The following is a 14,515-nucleotide window of genomic DNA, read 5'->3' as shown; positions in this document are numbered from 1 at the left end:
TTCAGGCAACAGATGCGTTGATTGACCCACCACTATCATCGGAACGCTGCCCGCAGCAAGCCGGCTCCTACAGGAGGGATGTGTACATGGCGACCAGCAACACCGGAATATCGCAATCATTGTTGGTCTTCGGTATGTGCAGGTTCATGTGTCACCTCCCGCTTGAGCGGCGTGCATGCCGTCAATAGAGGCCTGTCCCCGTGAGCGCGGTGCCGATCATATGTTTGGCATGTTCCGCAGCGTCGAGCAGCGGGATGTCGGGTTGTACGGCAAAGCGGTGAAGGTCGACGTGGTCGCAAGGGGTGAAGACGATTTATCAGGCGCTTCAAATCTTGAGGCTTACCCCTGAGTTTCGCGCTCCAACTCTTCCTCAACCGCAGCAGCCTTACCCTTGGTCTTCAACTCACTCACAATCACTGCCGCCACAATCAACCCCGCGCCCACCAACGCAATCGCCGGCAACCGCTCCCCGGCGATTCGCCCAACGATCCCGGCCCACACCGGTTCACCGGCATAGATCAACGTCGCCCGCGTCGGAGAAACGCTCTTCTGCGCCCAGTTCATCGCCACCTGAATCGCCGCACTCGCCGCACCGAGGCCCAGCGCGCTGCACAGCAAAAACCATGAAAAGTCAGGAATGACTTCCTGAGTCGGCACCACCAGCAAGAACGACAACACCGAAGTGGTCGCCAATTGCACCACCGTCACCCGGCGCACATCGACCTGGCCGGCGTAGGTGCTGATCAGAATGATCTCCGCGGCAATCGCGATGGCGCTGATCAGTGTGGCGATTTCACCCGGACTGAAATTGAACGATGCACCCGCCGGCCCTGACAGCAACATCAACCCGGTAAACGCCAGCATGATCCCGATGCTCGGCATCAACCCCGGACGCCGCCCCAGCACCAGCCATTGCAGCAACGGCACGAAGGGTACGTACAGCGCGGTAATAAAGGCCGATTGACTGCTAGGAATGCTCTGCAACCCGACAGTCTGCAAACCGTAACCGAGCATGATCGCCACGCCGATAAAGGCGCCGGCCTTGAGTTCGAGCAGGGTCATTTCCCGCAGATGACGCCAGGAGAACAGGGCGACGATGCACGCGGCGGCGGCAAAGCGCAGGCCGACGAAGAACATCGGGCCGCTGACGGTCATCGCGTGCTGCACCAGCAAGAAGGTCCCGCCCCAGACCATGGTGATCAACACCAGCACGCACTCGGCCTTGCTGAATTTGCGGGAAGAAGCCGGGGAGGAATTCAACGACGTCATGACCTTGCGCGCTACCTGAGGGCGACGCACAATGCGCCGAATGTTGCGCAGTATACTGCCCAACTCCGACAAGTGAGCAATATAGTGCACAAAGATTCAACGCAGCGGGCTTCGGTCCTTCAGCACGTCAGCCTGAACGTTCGGCGTCTGCGCCACGCCGCCGAAATGAGCCAGACCGCGCTCGCCGAGAAGTCCGGGGTCAGCCGCCGGATGCTGGTGGCCATCGAGGCCGGCGAGAAGAACGTCAGCCTGACCACCCTCGACCGCGTGGCCGAAGCGCTGGATGTGGCCTTCAGCGACCTGATCCAGGCACCGGACGCCCGCGACCCGAGCCGCATCAACGAAGTGGCCTGGGCCGGAGTGATTCCGGGCAGCAAAGCCGTTTTGCTGTCCAAAGCCACCGCCACCCGTGAAGTGGAACAGTGGGAATGGTGCCTGCAACCGGGGGAGATTTATCCGTCGCAACCGGATGCAGAGGGTTGGAGCGAACAGATCTACGTGTTCGAAGGTTGCCTGACGCTGATGGTGCGCGACACGCCACATAACATCGGCGCGGGGGAGTTTTTCATGTTCGCCAGCAACCAGCCTCATTCCTATCGCAACGATGGGGAAGTGGCGACGCGATTTGTGCGAAATGTGGTGATCTGATTTCGGATACCGCTCATCTGAAATGATGCGCTACCTGTTATTTATGACAGTAGGCGGGCGGAGTGATTGTTCTTTAAATATCGTTCAGTACGTTGTACTCGTGACTTGCCCTGACTGCCGGGTAGGGTTTGCCCGACCGTCCACTGAACGGAGTTGGATAAATGGCTTTATTACCAGCGCTCCAAATGAAAGAAGCTGTAGGTGGGGTGATTAAACTTACAGATGTTCCGGCGGATGGCGCTACGGCCCTCATTCCTGAGCCCGACAATAATTTTCCCCGTAAAGATGTCAGCGTGTTTATTGAGCGTCAGGAGTATCTGCTGAAGCTCGGCGTGCCGACCGATGGCTATTATCAAGTAAAAGTACCAAGAAGTACTTTGCTTGATCATGTAGGGCCGAACAAACAGTTCAAATACATCATCTGGCATGACGCGACCGGAGACCTCTCTGATTCAATAAATTACGAGATCTTGCGTTCTTGATTGAGTGGAATAACAAAGCGCTCGACCTCTATGAAAGGGGCGAGCGTTTTGCTGTCAGAAGTGTTTGTCGAGCAACAGTAAATCCACAGATTGTCTCGCTTCATTTAGTTAAGTCATTTAAGTTTTGTCGGTAACGTACTGATTAATAAGGATTCAAAATATTGGCACGACTTCTGTAGAGGTGTTTGGGTATTCACCTGACGCTGGAGTCGCGTAATGACAATCTCAGCCCAACCCCCTCGCACCGTCCACGTCATCCATTCGGATGCCGAGGCAATCGCCGTCGCTCACAAACTCGCTGCACGCTTCGCCGTCGAGGCCAGCGTACGTGATCGCGAGCGCCGCTTGCCGGTCGCCGAACTCGACGAGTTTTCAGCCAGCGGCCTCTGGGGCATCACCGTTCCCAAGGCATACGGTGGCGCCGGCGTTTCCTACGTGACCGTCGCCGAAGTGATCAAGATCATTTCCGCCGCCGACTCTTCCCTCGGCCAGATCCCGCAAAACCACCTCGGCGTGCTCGACATCCTGCTGCAAACCGCCAGCGAAGAGCAGAAGCGTTACTACTTCGGCAAAGTCTTGCAGGGTTACCGCTTCGGCAACGCTTTCTCCGAGTCCAAAAGCAAAAACGCCGGGACCTTCGAAACCCGCATTCGTTTCGACAAAGACTCCGCGCAGATCGACGGCGAGAAGTTCTACTGCACCGGCGCGCTGTTTGCGCACATCGTCCCGGCGGTGGCGGTCAACGAGCAGAACCAGGCGTTCATCGCGTTCATCGAGCGCGACAATCCCGGCCTGACCGTGATCGACAGTTGGGACGGTTTTGGCCAGCGCACCACCGCCAGCGGCGGCGTCACGTTGAATGCGGTTAAGGTGCCGTTGAACGCGGTGATCCCGGCTCACAAAGCGTTTGACGAACCCACTGCGGACGGCCCGATTTCACAGATCATTCAAGCCGCAGTGGACACCGGCATCGCCGTCGGCGCGCTGGAAGAAACCAAGCGCTATGCCCGTGAATCCCGGCCATGGATCGACAGCGGACAGGATCACGGTTGGCAGGACCCGTTCAGCATCGCCGCCATCGGCGATCTCGAATGGCGGGTCCACGGCACCGAAGCGATCCTCAAGAAAGCCGGGCAAGCCATCGACGCGGCGTTGCTCAATCCCAATGAAGACACGGTGGCCCACGCCTCGGTGGTGGTCGCCCAGGCCAAAGTCCTGTCTGCCGAAATCGCGCTGCTCGCCAGCAGCAAACTTTTCGAGCTGGCCGGGACCCGCTCGGTGCTCGGCAAGCACAACCTTGACCGCCACTGGCGCAACGCCCGCACGCATACGCTGCACGACCCGGCACGCTGGAAATACCACCTGATCGGCAACTACCTGCTCAACGGCGTCAAGCCTGCGCGCCACGCCTGGAACTGAGGAGTCCACCATGAATGCCTTGACCCAACCGATTGTTGCCGGGCAACCCCTGGCCAAAAGTCAGCACGACTTGCACAACGCGCGCAGCTTGCTCGATGCGACCCTGCGCTTCGTTCGTCAGCAGAGCAAAAACACGGACGATCCGTTTGTCATCAGTCGCTTCGGCGATGTGCACATCCGCATCGAAGTTGCCGCCGCGCTGCTAGAGCGTGCGGAGGAGTTTTTGAATAGCCATGAAGATGCCACTGAGGTCAGCGTCGCCATTGCCGAGTCTCACCTTGCCAGTGCAGAGGCGCTGAGTGCGGTCAGCAGTGCTGAATTCGAACTGACTGGGCAACGCACTGTGTTGCCTGGATCGCTGCAGGATCCGTTGCGCTGGAAGCTTCACCTTATTGGCAATTTTCGACTGAATGGCATACATCCGGCGAAGTTTGCCTAATTCACGGATGACCCCTGATGAGTTCAGCAGTTTTCTGCTGCTTATCGACCTCACGCCTGTCGCAACGACAGGCGTTGTCGCGTTGAAGTTTTTGCACCGCATTTTGATCTGACTGCAAATTACCGTCCGTCCAATATCCCTGCATGCCTGTTACTTTTGACAGTAGACAGTTATTTGTCGTGGGCCTTAAATCATGATCCAGTGCAATGGGTGCGCTGAACAGCGGAGAACTTCAGCCAAGAGCTGTGGGAAACCATTGTTGATGATTTTAAGAGGATTGCGAAATGGCGGGATATCTGGATGCACCTAAAGTAGTGGCCTTGCGGGAAGAGAAGGTCTACGTGGCTACCACGACTGAATCTTTTAACAGCGAGATTAGGTCTGGAAATGAAATTTATTTGCAATACGTTAAAGACAGCGCGCTCATTACTTTTGCCCACAAAATAGCTCTGAGAGATGGTGAAGGGCTTAGCGCTCAGCTTGCATGGAACACTCAGGGCCTCCCCAACCCCGTCATTTTCGTTTGCACCCGCAGGACAGAGTCTGGAAGAACTGAGTCTGAAGGTGCGGTGATGCCACTTATTCCTTATTGAGATTCTAAAAGCCATAACAATGAGTGCTCTTTTTTTCGCTGAAGATTTGAGCACTTCTAATTATAGGTGTTGCCCCACAAACAGTACTAAAACAGTTTGTGTTGTTGAATAGATCAATATCTCACGTCGATACTTCTCAAAGTATCGAAACCACGCGCCTCATCTCTATTGGCCTGACTTGTGCATTAAGACTCCTATATCCATCTGGAGCCTTAATATCATGTCGATTACCTCTGCCACCCCCCGGCTTTATCCTTATTTCATCAGCGCGGTTTTCAGGAGTATTGCCTGATGCCTCGTGAAATCCGCCTCAACGCTTTCGACATGAACTGCGTCGGTCACCAGTCGCCCGGTTTATGGGCGCACCCACGGGACCGTTCGTGGCAGTACAAAGACCTCGAATACTGGACCGATCTGGCGAAAATCCTCGAGCGCGGCAAGTTCGACGGGTTGTTCATCGCCGACGTGCTTGGCATCTACGACGTCTACAACGGCAACGGTGATGCGGCGATCCGTCAGGCGGCGCAGGTGCCGGTCAACGATCCGCTGCAACTGATTCCGCCGATGGCGCTGGTCACCGAACATCTGGGTTTCGGCCTGACTGCGTCGCTGTCGTTTGAGCACCCGTATCCGTTCGCCCGACGCCTGTCGACCCTCGATCACCTGACCAAGGGCCGCGCCGGCTGGAACATCGTCACCTCGTATCTGGAAAGCGGTGCGAAGAACCTCGGGCAGAAAAACCAGACTGAACACGACGCCCGCTACGACTTCGCCGAAGAGTACCTGGAGGTTTGCTACAAACTCTGGGAAGGCAGTTGGGAAGAGGGCGCGATCCTGCGCGATCGCGAGCGTCGGATTTTCAGTGATCCGAGCAAAATCCACGAAATCCAGCACGTCGGCAAACACTTCCAGGTGCCGGGCATTCACCTCTGCGAACCGTCACCGCAACGCACGCCCGTGTTGTACCAGGCCGGGGCATCGAGTCGCGGCAAGCAGTTCGCCGCTGAACATGCCGAATGCGTGTTTGTGGCAGCGCCGTCGAAAGTGCTGCTGAAAAAGACCGTGGCCGACATTCGTCGTCGCGCCGCCGAGGCTGGGCGTGATCCGTCGAAGATCCTGATCTTCAACCTGCAAACGGTGATCCTCGGTGAGACCGATGCCAAGGCTAAAGCCAAGTTCGAGGAATACAAAACCTGGGTCAGCTATGAAGGTGCGATGGCATTGATTTCGGGCTGGACCGGGATCGATTTCAGTCAGTTCAAACCGGATGAACCGCTCAAGCATGTGCACACCAACGCCATTCAATCGGCGGTGGAAGCGTTCTCCACGGCCGATCCGAACAAGGTCTGGACGCCGAATGAACTGGCCGACTGGGTCGGGATTGGCGGGTTTGGTCCGCTGTTTGTCGGCAGCCCCGAGACGGTTGCCGATCTTTTGCAGGAGTGGGTTGAAGAGACCGATGTGGACGGCTTCAACCTGGCCTATGCGCTGACGCACGAAACCTTTATCGACGCCGTGGAACTGCTGGTGCCGGAGTTGCAGAAGCGTGGGGTCTACAAGACCGAGTACGCACCGGGGACCTTGCGCGAGAAGTTGTTCGGGGAGGGCGCGCGGTTGCCGGAGATACATCCGGGCGCGGGGTATCGGGATTTGGCGGGGTTGCGACAGCAGGGGAAGAAAGTGGTGTCTGCCTAGACGCTATCGTCGGAACGCCGCCCGCAGCAAGCCGGCTCCTACAGGGTTTTGTGTCATGCACAAATATCACTGGCGGCACGAAACCTGTGGGAGCGAGCCTGCTCGCGAAGGGGCCGGCACATCCAGCATTGATGTCGGCTGTCACGCCGCCATCGCCAGCAAGCCGGCTCCTACAGGGTTTTGTGTCATGCACAAATATCACTGGCGACACGAAACCTGTAGGAGCGTGGCTTGCCCGCGAAGGGGCCGGTACATCCAGCATTGATGTCGGCTGTCACGCCGCCATCGCCAGCAAGCCGGCTCCTACAGGATTCGTGTTGTGGATGATATTTGCAGACAACACAAAACCCTGTGGGAGCGGGCTTGCCCGCGAAGGGGCCGGTACATCCTGCATTGATGTCGGCTGTCACGCCGCTATCGCCGGCGAGCCGGCTCCTACAGGGGATGGTGGTGATTTAGAGATTTTGGCCCAGCGGACCACCGCACGCTTTTGCCCATGAACAGGAGGTCAACCCATGAGCGTGCATGAACTCAAACGTCCGCCCTTTGCGGACACCGCCGAGTGGCGGGTCGAGCTGCCCACGGCGCTGGAGCAATTGCGTCACTGGGCGCAGGTCAGTCCGTTGCAGCCGGCGCTGCGTCACAAGCGCCATGGCCAGTGGTTTGTCTGGCGCTGGATCGATGCCCTGCGCGATGTCGAACGCTTGGCCGACGGCTTGCGCCAACAAGGTTTTACCGAAGATTCGCGGTTGGCCCTCAGCGGCGCGTTCGAACCGAATCTGTTGCTGCTGGCCCTGGCCGCACAACACATCGGCGGGCAGTTGCTGACCCTGCCGGACAACCTCGACCCCGAGTCCCTGCACAAAACCCTCTGGCGCAGCGGGCCCACGCACGCCTTCGTTCAAGGCCGGCAGACCCGGCAACTGTGGCTCAATCAGGGCCAAACGCTGCTCAACTTCAACGACCTGCTTGGCCCGGTCGACACTGCGCAGCGCCTCAACCGTTGGCGCCAGAACGCGCAACTGTGGAGCGAAGAGGGCACGCAATGGCAAGCCGGCCTGACGGTGTTGCTTGAGCAATGGCTGAACAGCGGCCACTCCCTGGCTTTCCCGGAAAGCCCCGGCAGTGCCAGTCGCGACCGTCGTGAGGTGGCGCCTTCGGGGCTGTTGTTGTCGGCCGAACGCCTGCAACTGCTGGCCGAGGAAATCGACAGTCGCCTCGCCGCGCAAGGCACCTGGCGTCGACGTCTTTGCGAGTGGGCCATCGCTCACCCGGAAAAAGGCCTGCAACGCCTGATCAAGAACCGCGTTCGGCGACTGCTCGGTTTTCACAACCTGCATTACATCTGGCAGGCCACGCGCACGCCTGAGGTGAAAGCCGCGCCAACCTGGCTCACTGAATTCAAACGGGACATCGCATGACTTCGACCGATTCCATCCTGCAAGTCAGCGGCATTTCCCTGTCCTTCAAAGGCGTGAAAGCGATCAACGAGCTGTCCTTCGACGTGCGTCGCGGCGAGATCTGCGCGCTGATCGGCCCCAACGGCGCGGGCAAGAGTTCGCTGCTCAACGTGCTGAACGGCGTGTACCGCTTCGACGCCGGTTCGATTGTCTTCGAGCAACAGCCGTTCAAACGCATCGACCCGTTGACCGCTGCGCGCCGAGGCATTGGCCGCACGTTCCAGAACAACGCGTTGTTCAAGAAAATGAGCGTGATCGACAACATCCTCACCGGCCTGTCGCGGCACTTGCGCAGCAGCTTCATCGAACAGGCACTCAACCTGCCGCGAGCACGCCGCGAGGCCGAAGCCTTCCGCCAACAAGCCCAGGGCATTCTCGAACTCCTTGAGCTGCAGGCGCATCGCGATGTGCCGGTGGGCAATCTGTCCTACGGCCTGCAAAAACGCGTAGAGCTCGGCCGTGCCTTGATCGCCGGCCCGCGCCTGTTGCTGCTGGATGAGCCGATGGCCGGGATGAACGCCGAAGAGAAACAGGAAATGGCCCGTTTCATCGCCGACATCAACCGCGACCTCGGCACCACGGTGGTGTTGATCGAGCACGACATGAGCGTGGTCATGGGCCTGTCCGACCACGTCGTGGTCCTCGATTACGGGCGCAAGGTCGGCGACGGCACGCCGGCCGAAGTGCAGGCCGATCCCGAAGTGATCGCGGCGTATCTGGGAGTGGTGCACTGATGACGTTCTTCTTCGAAACCCTGCTCGGCGGCTTGCTCGCCGGGACCATGTATTCGCTGGTCGCCATCGGCTTCGTGCTGATCTACAAGGCCAGCGGCGTGTTCAATTTTGCCCAGGGCGCGATGCTGTTGTTCGCCGCGCTGACCTTCGTCAGCCTGCACGATCAGGGCGTGCCGTTTGCCCTGGCGCTGTTGCTGACCGTGGTGGTGATGATCATTGGCGCGTTGCTGATCGAACGGCTGGTGCTGCGGCCACTGGTCAACCGCTCGCAGATCACCTTGTTCATGGCCACGCTTGGGCTGTCCTTCATCATCGAAGGCCTGGCACAAGGCTTGATGGGCTCGCAAGTGCGGGCGCTGGACTTAGGGATAGACGACGTGCCGGTGTTCATCGGCGGGATGATGGTCAGCCAGTTCGACCTGATCGCCGCCGCTGCCGCCATCGTCCTGGTGACGGTGCTGGCGTTGCTGTTCAACAAGACCCGCATCGGCGTGTCGTTGCGGGCGGTGGCGGATGACACCACCGCCGCGTTGTCGATTGGCATCAACCTAAACCGGATCTGGCAGATCGTCTGGGCCGTCGCGGGCATTGTCGGATTAGTCGCGGGTTTGCTCTGGGGCGCACGCCAAGGCGTGCAGTTTTCCTTGTCGCTGGTGGTGCTCAAGGCTCTGCCGGTCTTGATCATCGGCGGCTTCACTTCGATTGGCGGGGCGATTGTCGGCGGGCTGATTGTCGGCGCGGCGGAGAACCTCGCCGAGGTCTACGTCGGTCCGCTGATCGGCGGCGGCATCACCCCGTGGTTCGCCTATGTCCTGGCTTTGGCCTTCCTGTACATCCGTCCCGCCGGCCTGTTCGGCGAGCGCGCCATCGAGCGAGTCTGAACACATGACCATTTCCCTTGCCCGCGAAACCGCGCCGTCGGTGTTGATCCAGCGTCGTATACCGTTCGGATTGCTCGCTTTGTTGTTGATCGCCTTCGTGGTCGTGCCGCTGACCGGCAACGACTATTGGTTGAACGCAATCCTGATCCCGTTTCTGGTGCTGTCCCTGGCCGGCCTCGGCCTGAATCTGCTCACCGGATACACCGGCCAGACCTCGGTCGGCGCAGCCGGGTTCATGGCGGTCGGGGCGTTTGCCACGTATGGGTTTTTGCTGCGTTTGCCTGAACTGGGCTTGCCCGTCGCGTTGCTCGGCGGCGGGTTGATCAGCGCGGTGGTGGGTTTTGTTTTCGGCCTGCCGAGTTCGCGGATCAAAGGCTTTTACCTGATGGTCACCACGCTGGCGGCGCAGTTTTTCCTGGAGTGGCTGTTCGTCAAATTCCCCTGGTTCTACAACTACGGATCGTCCGGGACCATTTCCGCACCGAAACTGGCGCTGTTCGGCCACGACCTGAACACTCCGCTCGGTCGCTATCTGCTGACCCTGACCACCGTATTGTTGCTGACCTGGGTGGCGGTGAACCTGGTGAAAAGCCAGATCGGCCGCAACTGGATGGCGATCCGCGACATGGACACCGCCGCAGCGGTAATCGGCATTCCGGTGGTGCGCTACAAACACCTGGCGTTCGCCGTCAGTTCGTTCTACCTCGGCATCGCCGGGGCGCTGTGGGCCTTCGCCTACCTGGGCACTGCCAGCGCCAGCAGTTTCGATATCAACCGGTCGTTCCAGATCCTGTTCATCATCATTATCGGCGGCATGGGCAGCATCGCCGGGAACTTTGTCGGCGCCGCGTTCATCAGCCTGTTGCCGATCCTGCTCAGCCACGCCGGGCAAGCCTTGTTCGGTGGTTCGGTGGACGCCGGGCAGTTGCAGAACCTGCAAAAAATCATCTTCGGCGTGCTGATCATCCTGTTCCTGATCAAGGAACCGGAAGGCCTGATCCGCCTGCTGGGCAACCTTCGTGAACGGCTGAGTCACTGGCCGCTGCGCTTCTGAATCCTTTCCATTATTAGATAGAGAGACAACATGCGTGCATCCTTGAAACGTTCGTTGGTCGGCGCCGCTTTGACGCTGGCCGTTTTCAGCAGTGCAGTGCCGGTGGTCCAGGCCTCGGCGGACCAGCAATTCTTCCCGTTGGCCACCTACCGCGTCGGCGCGTACGCCTCCAGCGGCGTGCAGGTGTGGGCCGGGATGCTCGATTACCTGAACTACATCAACGATGTGGAAGGCGGAATCAACGGCGTCAAATTGGTATGGCAGGAATGCGAAACCGAGTGGACGGCGGAGAAGGGCATCGAGTGCTATGAGCGCTTCAAGAAAGGCCTGGATGGCGCGCCGGTGGCGATCTACTCACCCAACGGAGCGCCGGCAGCCTATGCGTTGAGCGAGCGCGCGGAAGTCGACAAGATCCCGCTGATTACCCTCGGCTACGGCCGTACCGAAGCCACCGACGGCACGGTGTTCCCGTACAACTTCCCGGTGATGCTGACCTTCTACAGCGAGGCATCGAGCCTGATCAATTACATCGCTCAGCGCGAGGGCGGTTTCGACAAACTCAAGGGCAAGAAGATTGCCACGGTCTATCACGACTCCGCTTATGGCCGGGAAACCCTCGGCCCGCTGAAACTGTTGGCGGAGAAATACGGCTTCGAGAACATCCAGATTCCGGTGGCCGATCCGGGTAACGAGCAGTCGGCGCAATGGCGGCAGATTCGCCAGGTCAACCCGGACTGGGTGTTCCTGCGCACCTGGGGCGTGTCGACGCCGGTCGCCGTGAAAACCGCCGCGCGTTTCGGCTTCCCGGTGGACCACATCGTCGGCGACATCTGGGCCAGTTCCAGCGAAGACGTCTTGCCCGCAGGCGCCGCCGCGAAGGGTTATCTGGCGCTGACGCCATACCCCGCTGGCGCTGATTTCGAGATCCACAAACGCCTCAAGCAATTCATCCTCGACAAGGGCAAGAGCGACCTCAAGGACCTGAAAAATTTCGGCAGCGTCTACTACAACTCCGGGCTGGTGAATGCCGCTGTCATGGTGGAAGCGATCCGTACTGCGCAAGGCAAATTCGGCAAGCGTCCGTTGAACGGCGAAGAAGGTCGCTGGGGGCTGGAACACCTGAACATCGACGATGCGCGGCTCAAGGACATGGGTTATTTCGGCCTGATGCAAAACCTCAAATTGTCCTGCAAGGATCACGAAGGCGGCGGTTCGGCGCGGGTTCAGCAGTGGGACGGCGCGAACTGGACGCTGATCAGCGAGTGGATCGCCGCCGACCGCGCCTTGTTGCGACCTTTGATCGATGAAAAATCCGCCGCGTTCGCCAAGGAAAAAAACCTGACGCCACGCACTTGCACCGGGGATGAATAAACCATGAGCCAAGCCGCCAGCGACATTGCCGCCAACGACCTGTTGCGAGTCAACGACATCGAGGTGATCTACGACGGCGCGATCCTGGCCGTGGCCGGGGTTTCGCTGACGGTGCCCAATGGCGGCATCGTCGCGTTGCTGGGTGCCAACGGCGCCGGTAAAAGCACCACGCTGAAGGCGATTTCCGGACTGGTGCGGGCCGAGCGGGCGCAAGTCAGTCGCGGCACGATCGAGTTTCTCGGCCGCGATACGGCGGGTGTCGATCCCAGTCTGCGGGTGCGCCAAGGAATGGTGCACGTGCTGGAAGGTCGCCACGTGTTCCCGCAGTTGACGGTCGAAGACAATTTGCGCAGTGGCGGCTTCGTGCGCGGCTTGAACCGCCAGGAGCTGGCCCGGGACCTAGAGCGGATTTACGCCTGGTTCCCGCGCCTGAAAACCAAGCGCAAGACCCAGGCCGGACTGACGTCCGGTGGCGAGCAGCAGATGGTCGCTATCGGCCGGGCGTTGATGACACGTCCTACTTTGGTACTGCTTGATGAACCTTCCATGGGTTTGGCGCCTATTATCGTCCAGGAGATTTTCGAGATCGTCGCCCAGCTCAATCGCGACGAGCAGGTGAGCTTTCTGATTGCCGAGCAAAACATTAATGTGGCGCTCAAGTACGCTTCACAGGCCTATGTCCTCGACACCGGCCGGGTGGTGTTGTCCGGCAGCAGCGAGGCGCTGTTGGCGCGGGGCGATCTGCATGACTTTTATCTAGGTAAACACTGAGCAGTGAGAACGCCATGACTGAAACCCAACGCGGACAGGCGACCGACGCCATCCGCCATGCGGACATCCTGATCGTCGGCGGTGGCCTCAGCGGCGCGATGCTGGCGGCGCAGTTGTTGCGCCTGCCCGGCAGACGTTCGTTGCTGGTGATCGAACCCCGGGCAGAACTTGGACGGGGCGAGGCCTACAGCGCGGTCGAGTTGGGCCATACGCTCAACGGCAACGCGGCGCGCATGAGCGTCGACCCGGACAACGCCGACGACCTGACGCAATGGTTGACCGAGTACATCGCCGGCGGTGGCTGGCCGGAGTCCGATGAGCAGCATGTGCCGGTCAGCGAACTGTTTCCGCCCCGGGGGATTTTCGGGTTGTACGTGCAGCAACGGTTGGCCGAAGCGCAAGCGTTGGGCGCGTTGAATGGCTCGACGGTCGAGCATGTGCGGGCCGAGGTGGTGGACTTGCAGGCGCTGGATGATTCGGTGCGGTTGAGCTTGAGTGACGGCCAGCGGTTGCAGGGTGCTTATGCGGTGCTGGCGACCGGGATGTTTCCGGCTGCGCGCACGCCACAGACCGAGTCCAGTGGCTTGAACGCTGCGGCGCTTGATCCCTGGGATGTTGCCGCGATGCGTGAGCTGGATCCGCAATCGACAGTGTTGATCATCGGTTCGGGCCTGACCATGGTCGATGCCGTGGTGTCGCTGGAACAGGCCGGGCATCGCGGGCCGATCGAAGTGTTTTCCCGGCATGGCTTGCTGCCGCACGTGCGTCGACAACCACCGGCGTGGGTGGATTTTCTTGCCGAAGATCACAGCATTCGTACGCCGCGACAGTTGGTGCGAGAACTGCGTCGGCATTGCCGGGATGCCATTGCGCATGGTGTCGACTGGCAGGCGCCACTGGATACGGTGCGGGCGCATATCGGTCGGTTGTGGAGTCAGGCGACGGATGGGCAGCGTCGGCAGTTTGTGCGGCATGTGCGGCCGTGGTGGGAAAGTCATCATCACCGGTCGCCGCCGTTGAGTGCCGAGTTGGTGGCGCGATTGCACGGGGAAGGGCGGTTGCGGATTCAGGCGGCTTCGTTCAAAGGGCTGGCGCCGGCTTCGGGTGGTGTCAGTATCCGTATTCGTCGACGTGGTGAAGCGCAAACGGTTGTCGTCAGTGGCGCGGCGTTGATCAATTCCAGTGGCATCGAGTATGACTGGCGACGGGTGGCGCGACCGTTGCCGCAGCAGCTGTTGGCCCGTGGGTTGGTGCGGCCGGGGCCGTTGGCGCTGGGGATTGCGGCGGCGGTTGATGGCGCGGTGCTGGGTGGTGATGGGCAGGTTGCGAGTCGACTGTTTGCCATGGGGCCGCCGTTGCGGGGGATGTGGTGGGAGAGTACGGCGGTGACTGACGTGGCTAGTCAGGCCAAGGCTTTGGCTTTGCGCTTGGTTGGGGGTTAGGTTGGGGGTATATCCGTTTTTTTTGTGATGGCTGGTATTGGTTTCGCCCTTACGGCGAGTCACTTTGGAAAAGCCCCAAAGTAACCAAAGGGCTCTTGCCCCTTTCGTTCGGTGGCTCGCTAATGCTCGCCATGCCCTCGCTCCGGTCCTGCTCCGTGGGCCCGCCGCCATCGGCCATCCCTGGCCGGGGGCGGCTAACCCGGCATCCATGCCGGGTTGCCCACTACGCAGAACCTCCACTCGGCCTCTCGAGGGGG

Annotated in this window: 14 protein-coding genes; 13 read left to right on the top strand and 1 reads right to left on the bottom strand. The window is 59.9% G+C overall.

The genetic code is table 11. The features are described from left to right. Positions 1-339: 339 nt before the first annotated feature. Positions 340-1,359: a DMT family transporter gene (locus tag KGB25_RS27610; protein WP_223437550.1), complete on the bottom strand. Its 1,020-nt coding sequence runs from the start codon at positions 1,357-1,359 to the stop codon at positions 340-342. Between KGB25_RS27610 and KGB25_RS27605 the strand changes: the two genes are divergently transcribed. From KGB25_RS27605 to KGB25_RS27545, 13 genes are all read left to right on the top strand, one after another. After that, entirely contained in the window at positions 1,354-1,917 is a 564-nt protein-coding gene (locus KGB25_RS27605) for a helix-turn-helix domain-containing protein (protein WP_223437548.1), read from the top strand. The genes KGB25_RS27610 and KGB25_RS27605 overlap by 6 nt on opposite strands. A 161-nt stretch (positions 1,918-2,078) precedes the next feature. Next, positions 2,079-2,399: a hypothetical protein gene (locus tag KGB25_RS27600; protein ID WP_223437547.1), complete on the top strand. Its 321-nt coding sequence runs from the start codon at positions 2,079-2,081 to the stop codon at positions 2,397-2,399. 216 nt (positions 2,400-2,615) lie between these two features. Beyond that, positions 2,616-3,818: an SfnB family sulfur acquisition oxidoreductase gene (locus KGB25_RS27595; RefSeq protein ID WP_223437544.1), complete on the top strand. Its 1,203-nt coding sequence runs from the start codon at positions 2,616-2,618 to the stop codon at positions 3,816-3,818. Between the two features lie 10 nt (positions 3,819-3,828). Then, positions 3,829-4,257 (top strand): acyl-CoA dehydrogenase, encoded by a 429-nt coding sequence (locus KGB25_RS27590; RefSeq protein WP_223437541.1) that lies wholly within the window; start codon positions 3,829-3,831, stop codon positions 4,255-4,257. 284 nt (positions 4,258-4,541) lie between these two features. Next, complete coding sequence (locus KGB25_RS27585; protein ID WP_207286261.1) at positions 4,542-4,850, top strand: hypothetical protein; 309 nt, start codon at positions 4,542-4,544, stop codon at positions 4,848-4,850. 291 nt (positions 4,851-5,141) lie between these two features. Further along, positions 5,142-6,545 (top strand): LLM class flavin-dependent oxidoreductase, encoded by a 1,404-nt coding sequence (locus tag KGB25_RS27580; protein WP_207286260.1) that lies wholly within the window; start codon positions 5,142-5,144, stop codon positions 6,543-6,545. A 515-nt stretch (positions 6,546-7,060) separates the two neighbouring features. Continuing rightward, positions 7,061-7,966 carry an AMP-binding protein gene (locus tag KGB25_RS27575; RefSeq protein ID WP_223437539.1) on the top strand — a complete coding sequence of 302 codons (906 nt, stop codon included), beginning with the start codon at positions 7,061-7,063 and terminating at the stop codon, positions 7,964-7,966. Beyond that, positions 7,963-8,739: an ABC transporter ATP-binding protein gene (locus KGB25_RS27570; protein WP_223437538.1), complete on the top strand. Its 777-nt coding sequence runs from the start codon at positions 7,963-7,965 to the stop codon at positions 8,737-8,739. Before KGB25_RS27575 ends, KGB25_RS27570 begins: the two co-directional genes overlap by 4 nt. Beyond that, complete coding sequence (locus KGB25_RS27565) at positions 8,739-9,620, top strand: branched-chain amino acid ABC transporter permease (RefSeq protein WP_008043195.1); 882 nt, start codon at positions 8,739-8,741, stop codon at positions 9,618-9,620. The genes KGB25_RS27570 and KGB25_RS27565 overlap by 1 nt, the downstream gene beginning before the upstream one ends. Positions 9,621-9,624: 4 nt before the next feature. Next, complete coding sequence (locus tag KGB25_RS27560; protein WP_223437536.1) at positions 9,625-10,674, top strand: branched-chain amino acid ABC transporter permease; 1,050 nt, start codon at positions 9,625-9,627, stop codon at positions 10,672-10,674. A 30-nt stretch (positions 10,675-10,704) separates the two neighbouring features. Further along, on the top strand, positions 10,705-12,045 hold the full coding sequence (locus KGB25_RS27555; RefSeq protein ID WP_008043197.1) for an ABC transporter substrate-binding protein: 1,341 nt from the start codon (positions 10,705-10,707) through the stop codon (positions 12,043-12,045). A gap of 3 nt (positions 12,046-12,048) precedes the next feature. Next, positions 12,049-12,816: an ABC transporter ATP-binding protein gene (locus tag KGB25_RS27550; protein WP_223437534.1), complete on the top strand. Its 768-nt coding sequence runs from the start codon at positions 12,049-12,051 to the stop codon at positions 12,814-12,816. A gap of 14 nt (positions 12,817-12,830) precedes the next feature. After that, positions 12,831-14,258, top strand: a complete 1,428-nt coding sequence (locus KGB25_RS27545) for an FAD/NAD(P)-binding protein (RefSeq protein WP_223437532.1) — start codon at positions 12,831-12,833, stop codon at positions 14,256-14,258. Positions 14,259-14,515: the final 257 nt, after the last annotated feature.

This window comes from Pseudomonas sp. BF-RE-21, assembly GCF_019947305.1.
Classification (GTDB): domain Bacteria; phylum Pseudomonadota; class Gammaproteobacteria; order Pseudomonadales; family Pseudomonadaceae; genus Aquipseudomonas; species Aquipseudomonas migulae.
Note: the sequence above shows the minus strand (reverse complement) of the source record. Positions and strands in the feature narration are given on the sequence as shown.

Excerpts from the sequence above, each read along its gene's own strand:
- KGB25_RS27600 (WP_223437547.1), top strand. The coding sequence starts at position 2,079 with ATGGCTTTATTACCAGCGCTCCAAATGAAAGAAGCTGTAGGTGGGGTG.
- KGB25_RS27595 (WP_223437544.1), top strand. The coding sequence starts at position 2,616 with ATGACAATCTCAGCCCAACCCCCTCGCACCGTCCACGTCATCCATTCG.
- KGB25_RS27580 (WP_207286260.1), top strand. The coding sequence starts at position 5,142 with ATGCCTCGTGAAATCCGCCTCAACGCTTTCGACATGAACTGCGTCGGT.
- KGB25_RS27575 (WP_223437539.1), top strand. The coding sequence starts at position 7,061 with ATGAGCGTGCATGAACTCAAACGTCCGCCCTTTGCGGACACCGCCGAG.
- KGB25_RS27550 (WP_223437534.1), top strand. The coding sequence starts at position 12,049 with ATGAGCCAAGCCGCCAGCGACATTGCCGCCAACGACCTGTTGCGAGTC.
- KGB25_RS27565 (WP_008043195.1), top strand. The coding sequence starts at position 8,739 with ATGACGTTCTTCTTCGAAACCCTGCTCGGCGGCTTGCTCGCCGGGACC.
- KGB25_RS27570 (WP_223437538.1), top strand. The coding sequence starts at position 7,963 with ATGACTTCGACCGATTCCATCCTGCAAGTCAGCGGCATTTCCCTGTCC.
- KGB25_RS27560 (WP_223437536.1), top strand. The coding sequence starts at position 9,625 with ATGACCATTTCCCTTGCCCGCGAAACCGCGCCGTCGGTGTTGATCCAG.
- KGB25_RS27545 (WP_223437532.1), top strand. The coding sequence starts at position 12,831 with ATGACTGAAACCCAACGCGGACAGGCGACCGACGCCATCCGCCATGCG.
- KGB25_RS27585 (WP_207286261.1), top strand. The coding sequence starts at position 4,542 with ATGGCGGGATATCTGGATGCACCTAAAGTAGTGGCCTTGCGGGAAGAG.
- KGB25_RS27590 (WP_223437541.1), top strand. The coding sequence starts at position 3,829 with ATGAATGCCTTGACCCAACCGATTGTTGCCGGGCAACCCCTGGCCAAA.
- KGB25_RS27555 (WP_008043197.1), top strand. The coding sequence starts at position 10,705 with ATGCGTGCATCCTTGAAACGTTCGTTGGTCGGCGCCGCTTTGACGCTG.